This window comes from Tepiditoga spiralis (assembly GCF_014701195.1).
Taxonomy (GTDB): domain Bacteria; phylum Thermotogota; class Thermotogae; order Petrotogales; family Petrotogaceae; genus Tepiditoga; species Tepiditoga spiralis.
In genome coordinates this window covers 929,551-953,308 of record NZ_AP018712.1, presented here as the reverse complement: position 1 = coordinate 953,308, position 23,758 = coordinate 929,551, and the positions used below count along the sequence as shown (strand labels likewise).

At 23.8% G+C, this 23,758-nt stretch carries 19 protein-coding genes; 7 read left to right on the top strand and 12 right to left on the bottom strand.

The window, feature by feature from the left end:
• Window positions 1-6: 6 nt before the first annotated feature.
• The gene (locus IGS63_RS04340) at window positions 7-1,332 is read left to right on the top strand and encodes a hypothetical protein (RefSeq protein ID WP_190615776.1); all 1,326 of its coding nucleotides are present in this window, start codon (window positions 7-9) and stop codon (window positions 1,330-1,332) included.
• A complete protein-coding gene (locus IGS63_RS04335) occupies window positions 1,329-2,429 on the top strand; it encodes a hypothetical protein (protein ID WP_190615775.1) in 1,101 nt (366 codons plus the stop codon). The genes IGS63_RS04340 and IGS63_RS04335 overlap by 4 nt, the downstream gene beginning before the upstream one ends.
• A gap of 36 nt (window positions 2,430-2,465) precedes the next feature.
• Here the strand turns inward: IGS63_RS04335 and IGS63_RS04330 are convergent, their stop codons facing one another.
• Window positions 2,466-3,713 carry a flagellar cap protein FliD N-terminal domain-containing protein gene (locus IGS63_RS04330; RefSeq protein ID WP_190615774.1) on the bottom strand — a complete coding sequence of 416 codons (1,248 nt, stop codon included), beginning with the start codon at window positions 3,711-3,713 and terminating at the stop codon, window positions 2,466-2,468.
• Between the two features lie 140 nt (window positions 3,714-3,853).
• On the opposite strand from IGS63_RS04330, the gene IGS63_RS04325 reads away from it, so the two are divergent.
• The gene (locus IGS63_RS04325; protein ID WP_190615773.1) at window positions 3,854-5,476 is read left to right on the top strand and encodes a hypothetical protein; all 1,623 of its coding nucleotides are present in this window, start codon (window positions 3,854-3,856) and stop codon (window positions 5,474-5,476) included.
• Between the two features lie 27 nt (window positions 5,477-5,503).
• On the opposite strand, the gene IGS63_RS04320 is transcribed toward IGS63_RS04325, so the two are convergent.
• Complete coding sequence (locus IGS63_RS04320; RefSeq protein WP_190615772.1) at window positions 5,504-7,489, bottom strand: methyl-accepting chemotaxis protein; 1,986 nt, start codon at window positions 7,487-7,489, stop codon at window positions 5,504-5,506.
• Window positions 7,490-7,744: 255 nt separating this feature from the next.
• Here IGS63_RS04320 and IGS63_RS04315 point away from each other — a divergent pair, with 255 nt between their 5' ends.
• Entirely contained in the window at window positions 7,745-8,761 is a 1,017-nt protein-coding gene (locus IGS63_RS04315; protein WP_190615771.1) for an ROK family transcriptional regulator, read from the top strand.
• A 127-nt stretch (window positions 8,762-8,888) separates the two neighbouring features.
• Here the strand turns inward: IGS63_RS04315 and IGS63_RS04310 are convergent, their stop codons facing one another.
• The 3 genes from IGS63_RS04310 to IGS63_RS11765 are packed head-to-tail and all read right to left on the bottom strand — an operon-like array spanning window position 8,889 to window position 9,742.
• Complete coding sequence (locus tag IGS63_RS04310; protein ID WP_190615770.1) at window positions 8,889-9,422, bottom strand: hypothetical protein; 534 nt, start codon at window positions 9,420-9,422, stop codon at window positions 8,889-8,891.
• Between the two features lie 39 nt (window positions 9,423-9,461).
• The gene (locus IGS63_RS11770) at window positions 9,462-9,590 is read right to left on the bottom strand and encodes a hypothetical protein (protein WP_269777949.1); all 129 of its coding nucleotides are present in this window, start codon (window positions 9,588-9,590) and stop codon (window positions 9,462-9,464) included.
• A 26-nt stretch (window positions 9,591-9,616) separates the two neighbouring features.
• Window positions 9,617-9,742, bottom strand: a complete 126-nt coding sequence (locus IGS63_RS11765) for a hypothetical protein (RefSeq protein ID WP_269777948.1) — start codon at window positions 9,740-9,742, stop codon at window positions 9,617-9,619.
• Window positions 9,743-9,901: 159 nt separating this feature from the next.
• Here IGS63_RS11765 and IGS63_RS04305 point away from each other — a divergent pair, with 159 nt between their 5' ends.
• A complete protein-coding gene (locus tag IGS63_RS04305) occupies window positions 9,902-11,467 on the top strand; it encodes a hypothetical protein (RefSeq protein WP_190615769.1) in 1,566 nt (521 codons plus the stop codon).
• Window positions 11,468-11,593: 126 nt separating this feature from the next.
• The gene (locus tag IGS63_RS04300; protein WP_190615768.1) at window positions 11,594-12,016 is read left to right on the top strand and encodes a chemotaxis protein CheW; all 423 of its coding nucleotides are present in this window, start codon (window positions 11,594-11,596) and stop codon (window positions 12,014-12,016) included.
• 37 nt (window positions 12,017-12,053) lie between these two features.
• Here IGS63_RS04300 and IGS63_RS04295 read toward each other — a convergent pair whose 3' ends face one another.
• The 6 genes from IGS63_RS04295 to IGS63_RS04270 all read right to left on the bottom strand — a co-directional run bounded on the left by IGS63_RS04295 (window position 12,054) and on the right by IGS63_RS04270 (window position 20,350).
• Window positions 12,054-12,326: an HU family DNA-binding protein gene (locus tag IGS63_RS04295; protein WP_190615767.1), complete on the bottom strand. Its 273-nt coding sequence runs from the start codon at window positions 12,324-12,326 to the stop codon at window positions 12,054-12,056.
• A 69-nt stretch (window positions 12,327-12,395) separates the two neighbouring features.
• The gene (locus IGS63_RS04290; RefSeq protein ID WP_190615766.1) at window positions 12,396-13,736 is read right to left on the bottom strand and encodes an NYN domain-containing protein; all 1,341 of its coding nucleotides are present in this window, start codon (window positions 13,734-13,736) and stop codon (window positions 12,396-12,398) included.
• Between the two features lie 63 nt (window positions 13,737-13,799).
• A complete protein-coding gene (ileS, locus tag IGS63_RS04285) occupies window positions 13,800-16,544 on the bottom strand; it encodes an isoleucine--tRNA ligase (protein ID WP_190615765.1) in 2,745 nt (914 codons plus the stop codon).
• 140 nt (window positions 16,545-16,684) lie between these two features.
• On the bottom strand, window positions 16,685-17,041 hold the full coding sequence (locus IGS63_RS04280) for a response regulator (protein ID WP_190615764.1): 357 nt from the start codon (window positions 17,039-17,041) through the stop codon (window positions 16,685-16,687).
• Window positions 17,042-17,058: 17 nt separating this feature from the next.
• Entirely contained in the window at window positions 17,059-19,788 is a 2,730-nt protein-coding gene (locus IGS63_RS04275; RefSeq protein WP_190615763.1) for an ATP-binding protein, read from the bottom strand.
• Between the two features lie 148 nt (window positions 19,789-19,936).
• Window positions 19,937-20,350: a hypothetical protein gene (locus IGS63_RS04270; protein ID WP_190615762.1), complete on the bottom strand. Its 414-nt coding sequence runs from the start codon at window positions 20,348-20,350 to the stop codon at window positions 19,937-19,939.
• Between the two features lie 121 nt (window positions 20,351-20,471).
• Here IGS63_RS04270 and pdxR point away from each other — a divergent pair, with 121 nt between their 5' ends.
• Entirely contained in the window at window positions 20,472-21,905 is a 1,434-nt protein-coding gene (pdxR, locus tag IGS63_RS04265; protein ID WP_190615761.1) for a MocR-like pyridoxine biosynthesis transcription factor PdxR, read from the top strand.
• Between the two features lie 21 nt (window positions 21,906-21,926).
• Here the strand turns inward: pdxR and IGS63_RS04260 are convergent, their stop codons facing one another.
• Window positions 21,927-23,714, bottom strand: a complete 1,788-nt coding sequence (locus tag IGS63_RS04260; RefSeq protein ID WP_190615760.1) for a TIGR03960 family B12-binding radical SAM protein — start codon at window positions 23,712-23,714, stop codon at window positions 21,927-21,929.
• Between the last annotated feature and the right edge of the window lie 44 nt (window positions 23,715-23,758).

Sequence of the window (23,758 nt, the reverse complement as noted above, 5' to 3'; positions counted from 1 at the left end):
CTATCTATGAAAAAAATAATGCCTTTGTTTTTTGTATTAATATCAACAATATACTTCTCTTCAGCAAGAATAACTACATCTAAAAATTTTGATTATTATTTTTATAATATAAATACATATGATACACCCGTTTATTCAAATAATACAAATGAAGGAATAAAAAACTCCTTCATTTGCTATTTTCCATTTAAATATGAAAATAGAATTAAAAATGATTTTTTTATGCCAAAAGTTAGATATGAAAATTCATCTATAAAAGAAAATTTATTTAGAGATATAATAATAAAAAATGGAGATGTTTTTTCATTTGCCTTTATAAGTTCCTTTAAAGATACTTTTTTTGCAAGGTTTGCTCCAGACTTAATAATGGCAGATACTTCATATTTTCTTTACCCAAATATGAATTTTTATAACATAGATGACTTTACTAAAATTTCTGTTGATTTTCCAAGATTTTCATATCTTTCATTAAAAGAAGATAGCTTTGAATTTATACTTGGAAGAACTCAACTTTCTTCTGGACCACTTGACTACGATTTACTTTTATCAAATAATGCTCCATATTATGACAATATGAGTTTAAAAGTTTTTTTTCAAAATAATATTTATTATAGATTTAGTATGTTATCTTCTGTTCCATTTATGAGTAAAGAAGAATATACATATCTTTTTAATCATAATATAAAAGAAGGGTATAGAAATGATTTTTTTAATAGTCTACACTTAAAAAATAACAACTTTGAATTCTCTTTAAATTCATTAAATCATATAGGAGGAAAACTTCCTCAATTAACGGATATCTTTTTTAAATCAAATACTGGATTATTTTCTATAAATGGTAAATTAAGTGGATACCTTAATTTATATGGTGAGTATGCAATAAATTATGAAAACTATAACTCTTCATTTGGTATAGGTATAGATAAAGTATTTGATTTTAATTCATTCAAAATACGACCATATATAGAATATTATTCTGTAAATAAAGGGATTTATAAAAGCACTCCTTATAAAAGTTTATTTTATCGTTCAATAGCTCTTTCAAATAAACCCGGTTCAAGAATATTATTTGATTATCCCTTTGGTTTTAAATACGGAGAAAACTCCAATATAACAACTATAAACTTAATTTTAGGTGCCAAAAAAGGGTACTTTAAAATTAAGTATGATTTTGGAAATGTAGAAGAAAAACAACTTACATCTTTTGACTTCTTAATAAAAATAAATTTATTTTATGGAAACTTAGAAATTGGATATACAAACTTAAATTTTGAAAATATTTTTTCTTCATTCAACATAAATTATACAATAAAATTGGATGTGGGACTATGAAAAAATTTATTTTTTTTATATTAATTGAAATAATATATATAATTACTTTCTCCGAAATAATAAATGACAAAACTTACTTATATAAAGAATTATACTATGGAAATAATTATATAAATATAACCCCTTATCCAAAAATAAATCAAAAAGAATTAAAAATAACTAAAAATTATATTTATTTAAATACAAATCCTTTTTGGATTATTTATGGAAAATATAGAACTAATTGGTCAGATCTTGAACATGGTGTATACTTATCTGATTCATTACCTTATGTAAATGGTATAATGGGAGGATATGATACTAAAGTTTTAAAAATGATATTTGGAGTTTATTCTTTTTCACCAAATTTATCTTCGACTGAATCATTAATACAAAAAAATGGAAGTATAGATCAAAATTCAGATAGAGTTGGTTTTGAAGGATACACTTCAAAGTATAAAACTCTAATAATACACAGATTAGAATTAAAGCCTTTAAATACGATAAGAATATCCTTTAACGAATTAAACTTAGTTGGTGGGAAACTTCCAGATATAGTAGATATAAATCCAATGGGAATACTTCACAACACTTATGGAGAAGGTTTTTCAAATGCAATGTTGGGAGTAGATTTTTCTTTTAACCCTATAAAAAACTATCAATTGTACTGTCAATTTGCTATGGATGACTATATGGTTCCTGAAACAGAAGCAGGAGCAGAAAACTATAAACCAACTGCTTTTGCATATGGTTTAGGAAATAGATTCATATTTAAAATAAATAATTTCTTAATTTCTCCCAAAATAGAATATTATAAAGTTTATACTTGGATGTATAATCGTTGGCAAGAGTTATTAAAATTTACTGGAAAATATAATGATATAGATATACCAATGGGTTTCAAATATGGAAACGATATGGAAGGATATCTTTTTGGTACAGATATATTAAATAAAAAATTCAATATAAAATTATTATTTGAATTTTATAAAAAAGGTGAAATTGATTTAAATACACCATATAATGATCCAAGAAAACCTGAATCTGACAAATGGGAAGGGCCTTATGGAAATACAAAAAATTTTATTGTAATATCTGTTTTTTTTGTATTAAAATAATAAGTATCCTCAATGAGGATACTTATTATTTTATAATTATCCATAAGCATTAAAGGAATTTCCCATAGAACTCATAATAATTTCATTTAAATACATTGAAATATAAGAATCAATACTCCCTCCAGTATAATTTAAGTAATTTCCAGATGAATTTAATGCACTAGATAAGGAATAAGTTGATGATTCTGAAATTGTATTTGCTGTAGTTTTAACTTCATTTGCAACACTCTCTACTATTGGCTGCACTGTGGATTCTATATTATCTGGATTTTTTGCTAAATCATAAAATTTATCAGTTATTTCAAATTCACTTCCATTGTAGTTTATCCCTATAGCACTCAATGTACTTGCAACACTCTCTATACTTTGTGCCGAATTTTGTACGTTTTGAGAAATAAATTCACTGTTTTTTTCTACTGTACTTAAGTAATCATTTAATTTGTTTACAAAATTTTCAACAGAAGAAGTTACTCCTTCTGAATTTGCTGTTGCAGTTATTTCAAAAGCACCTGCCTTTGTAACATCTGCAGTTAAATTATCATCAATTTGTAGAGTGTTGGATTCACTTTCTTGTTCATTACCATTATTTACAGTGTATATTGCATTTTGAGCATTTTGAGTTGTATTAGAAAAACCTCCAACTTGGTTTATGTTTCCAGAAACATCATAAATATTAAATGCAGAACTTTCACCTGTATCGGTCGTTACAATTGAAAGTCCAATATTTCCACTTGTATCTTCATTTAATGTCGCTGTTAATCCAATGTCTTTGTTGTTTATATCATTTGCAATATTTTCAAGAACGCTCTTATTTGTTGAACTACCATAAACATATGTATCAAAAGTATATTTTTGGCCATCTTTTTCTATTGTAAAAAAATTGTGACCAGATTGAAAATCAAGATTACTTCCATTGATTGTATTTCCTTTATTTACTTGATTTGTTGCAAGTTGAGATACATTTACAGTATAGCTATTTTTATCCACTTTTCCTGTTGCTGTTGCAGTAGCTGAATCAGAATTAGTTTCTACGCTTGAAGTATCAAATATAGAATTAGATGAATATGAAGAGAGAGTATCGGCAGCTTCTGATAAGTTTTGAGCTGATTTTTGAATATCTGTAATAGAGTTCATCATATCAGATGGATTTGAATAATAATTATTAAAAATATTCATCATTGTTGGTGGAGAATAAAGCGTATTGTCTTGACCATTTATTGCATTTAAAAAATAACTCGAATAAACACCTAAAGAATAAAGATTTGCCATTTCATTGATATTCATAAAGAGTCACCACCTCTTTATAATATATAATATATCTTTATACATTTATTAGACTCTCATTTTTTAAATAAAGTTCAATGTGTTATAATTAAATGCATGATATATTTAAATCTTATTTTTTTAATGATGGTGATTAAAAAATGAAAAAAAACTTTATTTTATTTACTTTGTTTATTGTATCTCTATATAGTACTATATATTCAGAATTTTTTATTATAAATAATACTATAATAAAAGGAAAAATTTTATACGCTAATGAATTTCAATGTCAAATAGAAGTTAATGGACAAGTAAAAAAATTTCCAACAAATCTTGTTTCTAATATTGGAAATAACATAAATGATTTGCTTAAAAATGGAATTTTATTAAAAAATAACATAAAAATATATGGGAATTACTCAATTTTTGAAGTAAAAAAAGATATTATAACTTTTAAATCTACAGATTCCGTATTAAATATAAATATAAATGATTTAATTTCTTATTCAAACTCAAAAAATAACGAAAATATTATCTATATAAAAAAATCTGTAATAAACTATAACAAACTTAATTTAAATATCGAAAAAGGTATTATAAGTACAAATTTTGGAAGTATAAGCATGGATTTTAATGATTTAACAAAGTTTGAAATAGGTAAGTATTTAATTAGTGCAGAAGGATTATTATACTTTTTAAATTCCTTAAAAAAAGAAAAAAATAAATTTATTAGCAGTGAATTAAATTTTACTTTTGATAAAATCTATTCCATTATTAATTTAAAAGAAAATAAACAAATATACGAAAAAGAAAACCCTTATCTTGTATTTAAATTACCTTATAATTTAAAAATAGAAAATATTATTTATTCAGAAAACAGTATGTACATTCTTGGAAAAGATAACTTATATATTTATGACATACATGGATTCATTAAAAAAATTATAAATGTTAAGTATAATACTTCAATCAGAATTATTGATTCACACTTAATAATTTTTTCAGACAAAAAAATAAGTTTTTATGATAAAAAAACATTAAAGTTAGAAAAAAGTTTAAGTTTAAATTTTGATAAATACATTAATAAAATAATTGAGCCACTATCAAATGATACTTATTTATTTGGGACACTTATAGATAAAAATCTTTTTTTATATAATTTTAAAAAAAATAATATTACTTTTCTAAATTTAAACTATATTCCTCATAAAATAATAAATAATAAAGATGAAAAGATACTTCTTGAACTCAATAAAATTATATTTTTAAACAATAATTTAGAAAAAATAAGAGAAATAAACAAAGAAGCTTCTTTAAAAAATAAGATTGTCTTTCAAAACAACAAACTTTATTATTTTTATACAAAAATAAATTGCTATAACAAAGAAAAATTGTTATATTCTTTTGATCCAAAAATTGATTATAGAAGAAACTTTTTAGATAATAAAGATAACTTATACTTAATTTCAAAAAATACTATTAAAAAATTTTACTTTGGTAAAGAACTTTGGAAAAAAACTTTCAAAGAATATATAGTAGATTCTTTTTCAACAACAAATGGTATATACGTATTATTTAAAAATAAATACATAGTACTAAACAATACAGGTAAAATAATTAAAACAGAATATCTGAAATATAAAATAGATAAATTTTATGGTATTATAAAAGATTTTATAATCTATAAACAAAATAATTCATTAATTTTTGTCAAAACAAATTTTCTTTTAAATTCATGGAGCATTGATAATCATTATATAAATAAATTTCATAATGCAAAATAAAAAAGTGCCTAAGGCACTTTTTTATTTTTAAACTTTAAATTTATCTATTTGTTCTGAAAGATTTTCTGATAGAGCTTCCAATTCTTCAGAACTTGCACTGACTTGTTGAGATGATTCAGATTGAGAATTAATACCTTCATTTACATCTTTTATTCCATTTGTTATTTCATTTATTATCTTTGAAACACTTGACATTGAAGCATTGATTTCTTCCGTACTTGCACTTTGCTGTTGTGAACTTGCACTTAATCCTTCTATCATATTATTCATATTAGAAACTTTATCTTCAATATTTTTAAACTTTTCAATCAATCTTTCAGAACCTTTTTCTACTTTTTTTATCATTTCTGCTGTTTCAATAGTTTCAGAGTTTGCTATTTTTGATTTATTCTTTAGTTCTCCTAAAATTTGAGCTATCTTTTCAGTTGCACCTTTAGATTCCTCGGCTAATTTTCTTATTTCATCGGCTACTACTGCAAATCCTTTTCCTGCTTCTCCAGCTCTTGCTGCTTCTATTGCTGCATTTAAAGCTAAAAGATTCGTTTGTTCTGTTATAGAATTAATTGTTTCAACTATATTTTCTATATTCTCTGCTTCATCTGCTAATTCTTTTACAACTTTTTCTGTATTTGATGATTTTTCATTTGCAACTTCTACAATTTTAGAAACTTCACTTAAAATATCTGAACCTTCTTTTGTTTCTTTTACTGTATGATTTGCAGAATCATTTAATTCTTGAGCAGCTTCAGAAACACTTTGTGCTGCCATCGAAATTTCATGTATGGCTTCTGCCATATTTTCAACATTAATTGCTGCATTTTCTGCATTTTCAGTTATATTATTACTTCTTGCTGATAATTCTTCATTAGTTGCTGTACTTTCTTCTGCATTTGCTGCTAATTCTTCCGATGATTCAAGAATATTTTCAGAAGCTTCTTTTATACTTTTAATTGTACTACTCAAATTATTACTCATATATCCTAAACTTGCTACCATTTTACCTATTTCATCGTTTGTTTTTTGCTTAAATCTTATAGTTAAATCACCACTACCAAATTTTTCAACTTGTTGTGAAAGATAAATTACAGGATTTACAATACTCATACCAACAAAATATGCTACAACAATAGAAATTAAAGCAAATATTATACCAATTATTAACAATAAATTTGAAATTTTTCTTGTTCCTTCATATAAATCACTTTTTAATATTGAAATACCAAGTCCCCAATTTGCTGATTTAATTGGCATATAATAAATAAAAGCTTTTTTATTGTTTGATAAAGTTACTTCATCATTTCCACTTTCTCCATTTAAAAGTTTTCTTATAGCTTCAGAAGCACCTTTATAACCATATTTTGAATCTAAATTTAAAGCATTTTCTTTTCCTATAAAATCTTTGTTTTCATGTTGAACAAAAATTCCTTTTTGATCAATAAGCCAACCATATCCTTTATTCATTATTTCTATATCATTTACCATTTTTTGAAGATTATCAAGTAAAACAGTTGCTCCAAAAACTCCCACTCCTGTTGAAGTTTTTATAGGAACTGCTATAACAACAATTACATTGTTAGTTGCCTTTGATACCAAAGCTTCAGAAACATAATAATTTAATTTTTCTTGTGTTATTTTTTTAAAGTATTCTCTATCAGAAATATTTACTATACTACCTGATGGTATCAACGCATCACCATTTTCATCCGAAATAAATAACATTTCAAATTTTTTTGAATATTCATCATTAAATAAACTAAGTTTATTAATAGAATCACTATTATGTATATCAATATTCTTAAAGTTTTTAGAAATCATATCAACATAATGAATAGAGCTGTTTATCCATTGATCTATTAATTGGCTTTTATTACTTAAAATTTCCGATGCCATTTCATTAGAAACTTCATTTACACTTTTGGTAACAAAAAATATAGAAATACCGCTATAAATCATTAAAAATATTATTACGGTAAGACTAAATACTAATATTAACTTAGTTTTTAAACTTTTCAATTTTGATACCCCCTTCAATAATAGTTTGTTTACCGAATATATTTTACCACAGTATTTTAAAAAAGTATATTTATTATATTTTAAATATGTATTAATTAACAAATATTTTTTAACTTTATTTTTACATTACTAGCATAAGTGATATTTTAATTATTTTTTATATAATTTAATTTGATTTTTTTTATAAAATATTGTATATTTTATATATACAATATTACCTTAAAAAATTATTTAATATTTTAACTGGGGGGAAAAATGAACAAATCTTTTAAAAGTTCCGAATTAAAAATTTTAAACAAGAGAAAAATTTTAAAACACATATTTTTAAATAAACAAGTAACAAGAAAAGAATTGGCAAATATAACAGGGTTAAGTAATAGTTCTATAACAAGAATTATAACAGAGTTAATTTTAGATAATTATATAATTTCAACACAGAAAATTAATGAATCAAAATATGGAAGGAAAAGCGAAGTTTTAAGTATAAACAAAGAAAAAATGAGTGCTTTGATAGTAGATATAGATATAAAAACTACTATGCTTGGATACGGAAGATTCGATGGGAGTGTTGAAATATTAAAAACAATTCCAACTTTAAATGATTTTAAAAAATTCAAAGAATACATGATAAAATTTATTAAGCTATTTAATTATAATTTTGAATATATAAGTTTTTCTATACCAGGTATTGTAGATTCCAATAATAAAAAAATAATAAATACTCCCAATCTTGGATGGAAAAATTTGTTTTATAAAGATATAAAATTAAAGAATGTTTTATTGGATAATGATTCAAACTTATCTATGTTAGCAGAAAAAACCTTTTCAAAAGATATGAAAAATATAGAAAATGCAATTTTTATTCTTGTAAAAGAAGGAATAGGTGCTGGACTTTTAATAAATAATAATCTTTATAGAGGGAAAAATTATGGTGCTGGAGAAATAGGTCATAATATAATCTTTAATAAAAATAAAGAAATTCCATTAGAAAAAACTGTTGATTTTCAAAATAATTATAATAATACTTTAAAAATTTTGGCTCAAAATATTTCTCATTCAATAAACTTACTTAATTTAGAAAAAGTAATTCTTGGTGGAAAAATTTTGAATTTACAAAATGAATCAATAAATAAATTAAAAGAAATGATAATTGATTTTACTTTTAAAAATAATAAAATTTTAGATATACGAACAACAAATTTTAATTATGTTCCAGCTAGTATGATAGGCGCTTGTTCGAATGCAGTATTAAATTTTATAAATAAAATTTAATATTAATCAAAATGTATTTAAATAAATTCTTATTTTGTAATCTAAAAAAAACTAAAAAAATAAAATACCTTCAAAGTAATTAGTAAGAATTACAAATTAACTTTGAAGGTATTTTTATTATATAAAATTACTTTAATTCAACACTTAATCCATAATATCTTTGATTAGAAGATAAATTTAAAGAAGATTCAAGTTTAAATCCTAATCTCATGCTTTTAAGAACAGACTTTGGATCTTTTATTGAAAATCCAACAATAGTTTTAGTTTTTTTATCTTCATAATAAAAACTTTTTTTTGCCTGATATATAACAGCTTCTTTATTTTCTTCAATAGCTCTCCTTAATATTGCCCTAATATAAAACTTATTAAATTCATACTCAGAAAAAACCCTATTTGATATTGTTGATAAAACTGAAGTATATTTTCCTATTTTTAAAATTTTACCTTTGTCATCTTCAAAATATTCTGGAAGCAGATTTTTTTCTAAAGTTTTTTCATTTCCAAATTCTATAGCATTTTTTAATATTTGTGGATATAATTCATTTCCAATTTCATTAAATCGTAAACTTTTATATAAAAAATTTTTTTTTATATCTAATTCAACTTCTTCTAACATATATTTTCTAGTTTTTTCATCTAAATTTTTAAAAAAATAACTCATTCTATCTGCCTCCAAAGATAAAATGCAAAAAAACATATCTTATCTTTTTTCTTTTATAATTTTTTTTAATTCTTTTATTAATAAATCATGTTTTTTTGAAATATCTTTTTGATTAATTGGTTTTTGAGCAAGTATTTTTATAAGTTTTTTATTTAAATTTTTATCCATAAAAATCTCCTCTAAATTTATTTTTACTAATAATTATTATTAACAATAGGCGAAGTTCCTTCTTCTGGACTAATTATATCACTTGGATCAGCAAAACATGAACTAACGAAAATAACACTCAAAATAACCATTAAAAATATAATCTTTTTCATAAAACTCCCTCCTTTTTCGTTCTTAATAAAATTATATATTATAATATATGATTTTAAGTTTTTTTTTATTATTTAAAAAATGTGTTATAATTAAATTATATAAGTTTACAAAAAAATAACATTAAAAAAAATAAAATTAAGTTTACTGAGAGGAAATTTATGAAAAATTATGAAAATTCTATAATTGAAATTTTACATACACAAGGATCTTTTTCAAAACCATTTATAAAGTATGGTATATCTCTTTTAAAAAATTGTCCATTAAAAAAATATCTTGAACTTCGTATTTTTTTGTGGAATAGTAATGATTCTGAAAAAAATTTAAAGATGATTAAAGAATATGAATTTTTTATAAAACAAAATAAAAACTTATATTTTAAGCTAATGAATGAAAAATTAATAAATTTACAAAGATCAAAAAAAAAATATGAAAGTATAATTGTTTATAAATGGTTGAAAAAAAATTTTAAAAATATATCTCCAAAGTTTAGGTCTATTATATCTATTTCTTTATTTAATTATGTGGCTTTTTCAAATTTTAAAGTCAATAAAGTAAGATTATGGGGAGAAGAAATAGAAATAAATAAAACAATAAAATTATTTTATTTAATTGGAAAATCTAGAGAATCTGCAAAAAAAGAACTTTATGAAGAATCTTTAATGTATCTAAATGAAGCTTATATTATTTCAAAAAAAATATATCATATTCCTGGTATATTAAATTCTCTAAATGATTATGCCTGGTACTCAAAAAAAATATTAATTAAAAATTATAAAATCATTGGTAGAGAATTATTTTATATTTTAGGTTATTTCAAAGAAAAAAATGAGATTAAAATAAATATTTTAGATACTTTAGATTATGTTTTTGATGATTTTTCAAAAAATAAAATAGAATTATATTTATTAATTAATACACTTGAAAAAAAAAATATACCAAAAAAATATATAAAATTATTTAAAGAAGCAAAAAAATATGAACTAAAAACATATATAAACTCTTATGAAATAAAAGAAGATTTAATAATTTTTTTTAAAGAAAACAATTACTTAAAAAAAGGAATATCTAAAACAACTTTTTTTAAAATAGTAAACAATAAAAATAAAACTATTAAAAGTAATACAATAAAATCTATATTAATGAAAAATCCAAATATAAAAATCATTGATAATATTCCCTACGATTTTAAAAATGAATTATATAAAATACAAATAATAAAAGAATATGAAAAAAATAAAAAAATTTTTAAATCATTGAAATCTATCAAAAATAAATTAATGTCTACATATTCGGCAACTTTAAATAGAAAAAAAATTTTTCCAAATATAATTAAAAACTATGATATCTTTATAAAAAAAGATTTTAAAGAAATAGAAAAAAGTATAGAATACATGTTTTTTGTCTTAAAAATTATAAAAAGTGACGAATTTACAGAATCGAGAAAGGATTTATTTAATAAATTTATAAAAAAAATAAAAAACAAAGAAAAATTTTTAAATTCATATTTAAACTCATATGAATATGAAAAAAATGTTATGGATATTTTTATAAGAAATTATGTACGATATAATATAAAATGGAAAATAAAATTAATTCCAAATAAAAAAATTTTTAAATTTATAAAAGTATACGGATTAAATGAACAAACAGCAAATATATCTCTTTGGTATTTTGAAAATAAGGAAAAATTCTATTTTTTTAAAGCAATAAAAAATTTTCTATAAAAATTCATTTAATTTTCAAAACAAAAATATTCAACTAATATGATATAATAGTATAAAGAGATTTATTAAAAAAATTTTCATATAAAAAATATATTATAAAAATTTATATAAAGGAGGTAATATAATATGGTTGATGTACTTTCTTTTAACATAGGTGACCAAGAGTTTGCTGTTGATGTTGATTTAATAGAAGTAGTTACAGAAATTGATGATATAACCCCTGTACCAAAGTCAAAACATTTTATAAACGGATTGATAAATCTTAGAGGTAAAATAGTTTCTGTTTCTGATATTACAAAAATATTAGATATAGAATTACCAGAAAATCATGAATATGAAAACATATTAATTTTAAAAATGAATAATGAAGAACTTGGTATCTTTGTTGATGAAGTAAAAAATGTTTTAACAGTAGACAATTCTAATTTAGAAAATATAAGTAATAATATTACTTATAAAGAAAAATCAAATGGTATAATAAAAATCGATAACAGACTTATAGTTTATTTAAACATGTTTAAAGTTTTTGATTTAGAAAATAGTTTATAAAAAAAAATCTTGAAGAGAAAACTCTTCAAGATTTTTTTTATTTTACTCTATTTTTTAATTCTGTTCCTGCCTTAAATTTAGGTGCTTTATGAGCTGGTATAGTTATAGATTCTTTAGTTTTTGGGTTAACCCCTTTTCTTTCTGATCTTTCAACAACTTCAAAAGTTCCAAATCCAACTAATTTAACAGCTTCACCTTTTTCAAGAGTTTCAGAAACAACATTTACAAATTCATTTATAAATGCTTCTGATTCTTTCTTTGTTATTCCTGATCTGTCTGCAAGTGCAGCAACTAGTTCTTTTTTGTTCATACTTTTTCCCTCCTGGTTTTATAATAATACATAGCAATTATACCAGATATTTTAAAATATTAAAAATTTTTACTTATAATATTTATAAAAAGGTTTTTCATATTTAACCTCTTTTTTTGAGATTAAATATTTTAATCCATTTTTTGCATATTTAGTATCCTCTTTATTATAAACGTATTTTGAAATTTTTGCAAGTGACTTTTCATGAATATCTTCATCTTTTAATATTCTTTTAATAAAAAACGTATCTAATACCTCTTTAAATTCCTCAAAATCACCTATTAAGCTAACTGGAGTTTTTAAACTAACATAATCACTACCATCTTTACCTCTAAATAAACCTGAAAATTTTAATGCCATTCCAAAAGATCCTATTATTTTATTTGTTAAATTTAAATTTTCTTTTGAAACATGTAAAGCTTCAGATATATTTGAAACTTTTTTACTTTCAAAAAGATTAAAAATAAATTTAGCAAATTTTACTCTTATTTCTGGATAAGGAAGAATTTTTTCATACCTTATTTCCCATCTTCTTGGCGCTGGTACCTTTAAAATTCCTAGTGAATTTTTCTTTATTTTATTTGATTCTATCATATTTTCTATAAAATTTTTCAATGAATATTTAGAATTTTTTGTTATCCATTGATGTCTTGAAGAAGCTATTTTTTCGAGTTTTTCAACAGTTAAAGGAATATTTTTCATAACAATTAAACGTTCTAAAAATCTCATATAATTTTCTTCATATTCACTAAGTTCTTCGTCTGTAAATAAAGTATTAGTCATTCTCTTTTTAATATCTTCTACAAAAGAACTAAATGTACTATATCCAAGATTTATATAATTAACTTTAATACCTGTTAATATTCTTTTTATTATATTTTCATCTGGTGTAAGATTTTTTTCTTCCATTATTCTTGTTACTTCATCAACTATATCTTCAAAAGTATCCGTAGAATCAATTTTTTCTGATTTAACTATATCTTCATATGGAATATAAGAATCAGCAGATGTTTGCATATCAATAGAAGTATTTTTACTTCTACTAATTACCACAACATCTTTTCCATAAGTTCTTAATTTCTTTATTAATGGGACAAAATCAGCATCTCCAGTTACCAAAATAAATATTTCTATATGAGGTAAAGAAAACATGGTTTCAATGGCATCTACTGCAAGCTTTATATCATTTCCTTTTTTATTTGCAAAACCATCTTCTGGTCTTTCAATCAACTCAATTCCATGTCTTGAAAAAGAAAACATAGTTGCAGGATATTTAGACCAATGCCCATAAGCCTTCCCACCAACCATTTTCCCAAATTCTTCAATTTTTTGAACTATTAATTCAGGGTCTACTGGTTGATTTTGATAATCCATAAATATAAATGTATTTTTTATATGTTTATCATTCAAAACTATCACTCCATTTTATAAAATCATAAAAGGTGTGGTTAATTTAACCACACCTAATTTACTTTATCTTTCACCTTTTAATACAGCCGCACACCTTGGACATACATCAGTATATTCTGAATCATTTCCAACTTCAGTATCTATTTTCCAACATCTTTCACATTTTTTACCCTCAGCTTTAGTTACCTTAACTTTAACTATATTACCTTCAAATCCATTTTCAACCTTACCAATTTCAAACTGTGATGCTATAATTGAATCTGCCAAAAAATATGTATCAAAAGATTTTAATATTTCTTCATATTCTTTTGATTTTGCTTCAACAACAACTTTCGTTTCCAAAGAATGACCTATTTCTTTATTTTTTCTCTTTTCTTCAAGAGCTTTCATTATTTCTTCTCTCATTTCAAGCAATTTATTCCATTTCTCTTCAAGTTTTTTATCATTGTATTCTTCTTTTATTTCTGGCCATTTTTCTAATTGAACTGTTTCAAATGTCTTAGCTTCTTCTGGAAGATTCAAATAAATTTCTTCACCTGTAAACGTTAATATAGGAGCCATCATTTTAGTTAGTGCAATTGCTATTTCATACATAGCAGTTTGAGCAGATCTTCTTAACTTTGATTTAGTACTTTCTGTATACAATCTATCTTTTATTATATCAAGATAAATAGAGCTCATATCAATTGTACAGAATTTATTTAAAGCCTGATGAACCTTATAAAATTCATAACTTTCATAATAATTAGTAACGGTTTCAATTAATTTATTTAATTTCAACAATGCCCATTTGTCTATTTCTTCCATATCTTTATATTCAACATAATCATTTTTAGGACTAAAATCAGCAATATTTCCAAGTAAAAATCTTATAGTATTTCTAAACTTTCTATAAACTTCTGCTTGTTGTTTTAAAATATCAAAAGATATTTTTATATCCCCTCTATAATCAGCAGAAGAAACCCATAATCTTAAAATATCTGCACCATATTGGTCAATTATTTCTTGAGGGCTTATTACATTACCTATTGATTTAGACATTTTTTTACCTGATTCATCTTTTATAAAACCATGAGTTAAAACAGACTTATAAGGTGCTTTACCATACTTTGCAACAGATAAGAAAATAGAACTATTAAACCAGCCTCTATGTTGATCACTACCTTCTAAATATAAATCAACAGGAAATTTATTTAATTCTTCTCTTGAATTAACAACCGATTCAAATGAAGCACCTGAATCTATCCAAACATCTAGTATATCTTCCATTTTTTCAAAAGTACTTCCTTTATCATAATCTATTCCTTCAGGAAATATTTCTGATAATTCTTTTTTAAACCAGGCATCAGTACCTTCTTTTGAAACTATATTTATGAATTGATCCATCATTTTTGTAGTTAATACAACTTCACCAGTCTCAACACATCTAACAGCAGGTATAGGAATTCCCCAAGACCTTTGCCTTGAAATACACCAATCTGGTCTATCTGCTATCATAGAGGTTATTCTATTTTCACCCCATTCAGGAATCCAATTAACTTCTTTTATTTCATCTAAAACCTTTTGTCTTAATCCTGCATTATCTACACTAACAAACCATTGTTCTGTTGCTCTAAAAATTATAGGACTCTTACATCTCCAACAATGTGGATAAGAGTGTTTAATTTTTTGTACAGCAACTAAATGACCAGATGCTTCAAGGTCTTTTATAATTACACTATTAGCATCCCAAATTTTCAAACCAGCATACTTTCCTGCTTCTTCTGTTAAAAAACCTTTTTCATCAACAGGAGAAATAACAGGTAATTTATATTTTAATCCTGTTTGATAATCTTCAGCTCCATGACCTGGTGCTGTATGTACACATCCAGTACCGTCTTCAAGAGTTACATAATCTGCAAAAACTATTAAAGAATCTCTATCAATAAATGGATGTTTTGCTTTCTTACCTTCCATTTCTTTTCCTAAAAACTTTTCAACTATTTCATAATTTTCTATTTTTGCAGTTTTCATAACTTTATCAACTAATTCTGTTGCCATTATCCAATATTCATTATTAACCTTAACTTTTGAATACTCAAATTTTTCATGAAGTGCTATAGCAACATTTGCTGGTAACGTCCATGGTGTAGTTGTCCAAATAACTATATAAGTATTTTTTTCTAATTCAAATTTTACAAATATAGATGGCGAAGAATGATCATGATATTCAACTTCTGCTTCTGCAAGAGCAGTTTGACACTCAGAGCACCAATAAATAGGTTTTTTATTTCTATATACATTTCCAGATTCAACTAAACTTTTTAAAACATTCAAAACACCAGCTTCATACTCTGGAATTAATGTGAGATATGGATTTTCCCATTCTCCCCTAACTCCTAATCTTTGAAATCCTTTTTTTTGTTTTTTTACTTGTTTTAAAGCATAATCTTTACAAATTTTTCTCAATTGTACTTTTGAAAGTTGTTCTGCTTTTTCACCAAGTTCAGTTGTAACTTTGTGCTCTATTGGAAGTCCATGTGTATCCCATCCAGGAACATATGGTGCATTAAATCCTTGCATAGTCTTATATTTTATTACAACATCTTTCAAAACTTTATTTAAGGCATGCCCCATATGAATGTCACCATTTGCATACGGAGGTCCATCATGTAAAAGAAATTTTGGTGCGTCTTTTCTATTTTCTCTAACATATTTTTCAATGTTCATCTTATCCCATTTTTTCAACATTTCTGGTTCTTTTTGTTTTAAATTTGCTTTCATTTTGAAACTCGTTTTTGGCAAATTTAATGAATCTTTATAATCCAATATAAACACCTCCGTAAATATTTAAAATTTTTATTATTTTTTAATTAATACAATCTAAGGACGCTCTAAAAGAACGTCCAAACTTTTTTGATATTAATATGTTTTTACAATATAATAATCAATTTTTTATTTCTTTTGCGTTACAATTTCAATAAGTTGTTTATAGTTTCCTTTAGTTCAGTTAAATCCATAGATTTAACAACATAAGCATCAGCTGCCCAAGACGCCATTTCACTTTTATAATGAGAATATGCAGTTAATAAAATTATTTTTTTATTTGGATATTTTTTTCTTATTTCACCAGCAAGTTCTAATCCATTCATATCAGGCATTTCAATATCTGTACAAACTATATCGAATTCTTGATCATTTGAAAGAATTTGAAGTGCTTTCTTAGCACTTGGAGCATCTACTATTTCAAAATTACTATCTTCTAATTCTTCTTTTATTAACATTCTAATGTTATCTTCATCGTCAACAATTAAAATTCTTGCCATTAATTATCCCTCCCTCATTAATTTAAAGGTATTTCTACTCTAAAAATAGTCTCTTTTTCATCTGATTTAACAAGAAATAACTTACCACTATGTTCATTTTCTATTATTTTTTTACAAATTGGTAATCCAAGACCCGTTCCATGTGTTTTTGTAGTAAAAAAAGGTAAAAATAATTTTTCTTGATTTTTATGAGATATTGGTTCTCCATTGTTACTAACTTCAAAAAAAGCATTTAAATCTTCTACCCCAGAAATTATTCCTATAAATCCATTTTCTTCAACCACTTCTATTGCATTTTTTACTAAATTTATTATTACTTGTTTTAAACGACTTCTATCTGCATAGATTTCTATTGGATCCATTCCATAATTTAATTTGAGCCTTATATTTTTTTGTGCAAAAAAATCTTCAAACATAAAAACAATATCTTTAATTAAATCATTTAAATTTACTTTTTCAAATTTAGGCAATTTTTTGCCCCTTGAAAATTCGAGTATTTCAGAAACTATGCCTTCTAATCTATACAATTCATCTTTTATTATAGTACTATACTTTTCTACTGCTTCAGGATTATCTTGTTTTTTTAACATTCTATTTAAGAATCCACCTATTACAGTTAATGGATTCCTTATTTCATGCGCAATTCTCGCTGTCATTTCTCCCATAGATGCTAATTTTTCGCTTCTTTCCATCTCTTGATGCAAAACAAATATATCAGTAACATCATCAAAAACTATTATAACTCCTTCAATTACACCAATTTCTCTATTCCAAAGAGGCGAAAACTGTATATCAAAAATTTTTTCCTCATTAGACATAACAAGCTTATAATTTGGATACTTTAAACTTTCTCTTGTTTCATATATTTCATCTATAGTATTAATTATATCATCTCCAACAAATTCTGCCAAAAAATTTATTGGACTTCCTATTACATTTTCTCTTGGTCTTGAAAAAATAGTTTCAGATTTCTTATTCCATTCAACTATCTTTCCGTTTCTATCTACAACAACAATACCAACATCTAAGTTTTGAAAAATATTTTCTTTAAATCTTCTATAATAGTCCATTAAATCTTTTTGTTCTTCTAAACTTTTTGTTTTTTCACGAAGTTCCTCATAATTTTCAATCATTTCAAAAGCAAGGCCTATACTATCTTGAAACAATCTAATTATTTCTATATCTATATTAGTTATAGGAACATTATTTATTTTATTATCAATAATTATGACACCCTTTGTATCAAATTTACCTGTTATTGGAAAAATTAAAAATTCATCACATTTTATAATATCATAAATATCTTCTAATTCTTCTTTTTTTATTTTTAACATATGCGGAACAACATGAATTATTTGTTTTTTGTTTACTACTCTTTCAAGAACAGGATGTCCCTTATATGCAAGTAATTTATTTTCTAATTTTAATGTAAGTTTATTGTTAGAAGGTAATTGTAAAGATTCTTCTCTTAAATATTGAATTAAATCACCATACTTTAATGAACGTCTATTTGCCTCTTTCCAAATATTTTCAACATCTTCATCTTCATTTGGTCCCAACCAAAGTTTTGGTATTAAAAATCCTCTAACTCTATCTCTTTCAAGATAAAGAGCTCTATTATATCTTAACCCTCTTCCTGAAGTTAAACCTAATAAAGTAATTTTTATAGCATTATTTTTATCATAAGTAGATCTAACAGCTTGACTTATTTTGTGTAATGAGTTCATTTTATCTAAATGCTCTTTTTGTAACTTAATAAGAGCTTCATGACTACTTTTTAAACTTGTTAATTTATCAATTTCTGTTTTTATCTTATTATAATAATTTATACGACTTAAAGCTAAACAAAATCTTCTAGAAGCATCTACTAAAAATTTTAAATCTAATTCATCAAAATTTTTATAAGTTTTATAATTATTTTCATCCATTCTATTATATAGAGCAAGAACCCCTATTATTTCTCCATCAACTTTTAAAGGAACATACATTGAAGATTTTATTTTATTTTCAAATGGAAGTTCCATATTTTTTAATTTATCATATCCAATTATTAAAAAACCTTTATCATCTTTTAAACATTTTCCTTCAACGGAATTATTTAAACTCAACATTGATTTTGGAATATGTTCTCCCAAAGAATCTAATTTAAATAAATTATCCTCTTCTACTTTCCAATAAACTATGTCCAATGCTCTCAAAGAAATTTTTATTTCAGTTAAAACCATTTTAATTAACTCATTTTTATCCAAAGTATTTTCTATTATTTGAGTCATGTTTTCGCTTAATCCTATTTTTTCTTTTAATTCTTCTATTATTAAAGATTCTGTAACTAATTTCATAATAACAGCAAAAGGTTTAAATATTTCTTTTATAAAATTTTTTCTAACACATTTTTCAAATAAACCAATAGCTCCTATAAAAACATCATTAGAAAAAATAGGATATAAAAATATTTTTTTATTTGCAAAAAAACCATTTGTATCATCAAAAATATACAATTGTTCTTTACCATCTTTCAAGTTATTTAAAACTTCTTTTTGATATGATAAAAAAATTTTATAATTTTCAATATCATCAGCAACAAAAGTTTTTCCAAGAAGTTTTAAAACTTTCCTTGGAGATTCATAAACAAATATCATAGTTTCTTGATTTATTTTTTTTTTCAATTGTTCAGCTATTTCTAAAGAAACTGTTTTAAGGAGCACTGTAGGATTTTCATTAGCAATTATACCAAGAATATTTTCCACACTCAACCACCTCATTTTTAAAACTTATATATTAATTATTTTTTTTCAAAAAATCATACTCATTATAATTATACTATAAAATTAACAAAAATTAAACACATTATATAACTTTTTAAGTGTTACAAAAAAACGGATACATTGGTATCCGTTAATATTCTATTCCTAAAAATAAAGTCATTGGATCTATCCATAAACCTATTTTAAAGTATCCCTCCCAATTTCTTAATAAAATACCAAATTGTGTACCATTTTTTGTATCGATAGAAGCAAATAGTTTTGATCCAAAAGTACCAACTTTTAATGAAGCATTTGCTGCAGCTTCTGGAAGAAGAATTCCACCAACATCTAAACTGTAGTTAAAATTTTCTGCAACAATTCCCTTTAATAAAGGAAGTTCAACACCAGATACAAAATTCAAAGAGCCTCCAAAAGGATATGATATACCAAAAGTTCCTCTTGCCATGTCGAGAGTTGGAAAAGCCGTTTCAAGGGTTAAAATACTTGCTGAAAATGTAAAAATAGAAATAAAAATAATAAAAAATAAAAGTATACTCTTTTTCATAATCCACCTCCGATCTACTAATTACTTTAATTATACTCCAAGAACTCTAAAACTCAAAATATTTAGTTTTAAATTTTTTATGTTATAATATTTTGTACTGATACAATTGAAGAGGTGAAATATGAATTTTGATTTTGAATTAAAAAAAAGGAAAGATAAAAATCTTTATGTACAGTTATATGATGGACTAAAAGAAATGATAATAAATAAAAAATTTAAAGAAAATCAAAAACTTCCAGCTATAAGAAAAATAGCTAATTTTTTTAAAGTAAATACTTCAACCGTTGTAAAAGCTTATGATTTGCTTGAAAAAGAAGGGTTTATTTATAAAAAAACTGGAAGTGGTTGTTTTATATCAAATTTAGAAATTAAAAATAAAAAAGAAATCAATGATTATGATACAAAAGATTTTGAGAGTTTTAAATATGGTCAAATACAATTGCATTCAAATATAAATTTTGCAAGTTCAACACCCTCAATAAATCTTTTTCCCATTAAAAATTTTAAAAAGGTAATAAATAAAGTTTTAGATAGAGATGGTGGAGAAGCTTTTACTTATCAAGAAACACAGGGATATTATCCTTTAAGAGATACAATAAGTAAATCTTTAAAAGACAAAAATATAAATTCTTCTGCTGATAGAATACAAATTGTTTCTGGAGCTCAACAAGCAATAGATATACTATCAAAAATTTTAATAACTCCAGGTGATAAAATAGCTGTTGAAAACCCAACTTATTCTGGAGCAATTTCTTCTTTTAAAAATAGAGGAGCAATTATACAAAGTTTTTCAATAAAAAATGATGGTATTGATTTAAATGAATTTGAAAATTTTTTAAAAAAAAATAAAATAAAATTTTTATACACAATGACTAACTTTCATAATCCTACTGGAATAAAATGGAGTAGTAAAAAAAAGAAAACCCTTTTAAATTTAGCTATTAAATATAATTTTTTAATATTAGAAGATGATTGTTTATCTGAATTATATTTTTATAATAAAGAACCATTATCTTTAAAATCATTAGATACTGAAAATAAGGTTATTTATATAAAGAGTTATTCTAAAATTTTTATGCCTGGTTTAAGACTAGGATTTATCATTCTTCCAGAAAAACTATACATTCCAACACTTGCAGTTAAATATGCAACTGATATTTCAAGTTCAGGATTAAATCAAAGGGCCTTTGAATTATATTTAAAAGAAGGATACTGGAATAATCATATTCAAACAATGAAAAGTTTATTTAAAGAAAGATTTGAATTAATGCTAGATTTAATTCTTAAATATAATATGAATTTATATGCAAAACCACAAGGTGGACTTTATTTTTGGTTAAAAACCAATATTAAAATAGAAAAAGTATATAAAAAAGCTTTAAAAAGAGGAGTTTCAATTTTACCTGGAAGTATTTTTTCATTAAATAACACATCAAATTATTTTAGATTAAGCTTTGCAACCGTTGAAAAAAATGAAATTATTAAAGGTATGAAAATTTTAAATGATATTATAAATAATGATGAAGAAAAAAAGACTTACTTTCCAATAGTTTAATTTAAAAGAGCAATAAATATCTTATTGCTCTTTATTAACAATTACCTTTAAGTTCTTATTACACACACCACACATAGAACAAGAACTCCATCTACAATCTTCAGTTTTTTCTATATTTTTTGACTTTTCCCATTCATTTTTTAAAAATTCTTTTGAAACACCTGTATTTATAAAATCCCAGGGCAAAATATCATTAAAACCATTTAAGTATTTTGATGCATCAAACTCATTTTTATTAAAAATCCTAGCCCAAGAGTTAAAGTTAAAGTTTTCATCCCATTGCTGAAAAATTGAATTTTCTTCAAAAACTATATCATAAAGTATTTTTGAAACATTTTGATCTCCTAATGCAAATATTGCTTCTACATAACTTTGATATGGATCTTGTATATTTACTCTTATTTTATATTTTTTTAATTGATAAAGTATCTTTATTTTATTTTTTAAAGACTTTAAATCTTCAAATTTAGAGTATTGAAATGGAGTATGTGGTTTTGGTATAAAAACAGAAATATTTACCGTGATTTCCTTTAACTTTGAATGCTTTTTTAAATTTTTTGCAAGCTTTACAATTTCCTCAACATCTTCTTCTGTTTCGTTTGGCAACCCTATCATAAAATATAATTTTATTCTATTCCAACCATTTTCTTTTGCAGTTTTTACTACATCAAAAATTTCTTTTTCATCTATTCCTTTATTTATTATATCTCTCATCTTTTGGCTTCCAGCTTCTGGTGCAAAGGTTAATCCTGCTTTTCTACCACTTGATAACTTTGAGCTCAATTCAACGCTAAACTTATCAACTCTACTTGATGGAAGCGATAAACTAACATGTTTTTCATTTAAATAAGGTAATATTCTATCTATTAGTTCATTTAACATTGAATAATCTAATGTACTTAATGATAGTAAAGAAATTTCATGAAATCCTGTATTTTCTAAAATTTCATATATAATCTTTTCCATATTTTCAACTGAACGTTCTCTTGTTGGCCTATAAAACATACCAGCATGACAAAATCTACATCCTCTATTACAACCTCTCATTATTTCAACAATAGCTCTTAAATGAACTATTTTTATATTAGAAACTATTTGATTTATTGGAAATTTAAAATTATTTAAATCACTTAATTTTATTGAGTTTATTATTTTATTTTTATCATGTACAAGTAATCCATTTTTTAGTATTGGTTTATTTAACTTTGGAACATAAATACCTTTTAATTTTGATAGTTCTATTAATCTTTGTTCTCTACTTTTAAATTTATTAAATACTTCAACAATATTTTTTACAATTTCTTCTCCATCACCTATAAAAAAAGCATCAAAAAAAGGAGCTACTGGTTCTGGATTAGAAGAACAAGGACCTCCTCCAAGTACTATCGGATCTTCTTCTTTCCTATCTTTAGAATAAATAGGTATATCTGACATAGACAATATTTTTAATATATTTGGATAACTCAACTCATATTGTAAAGTTATACCTAATAAATCAAAATTTTTAACAGGTGTATATGTTTCAAGTGAATATAATGGAATTTTATATTTTTCCATCTTTTCAATCATATCTATCCAAGGCAAAAAAACTCTTTCAGCAGATACACTATCATAATAATTAAATAAATTGTATAATATTTGAAATCCTGTATGAGACATTCCAATATCATATATATCTGGAAAACATATAGCTATTTTAAGTTTAGTTTTATCTTTTATTATTTCATTGTATTCTCCACCTATATATCTTCCAGGTTTTAATACATTATGAAGAACATCTGTAGAAAAAAGAAATTTAGAAATATTCATAACTTTTTACCTCCATTAAAAAAAAACGGATTCCTTTGGAATCC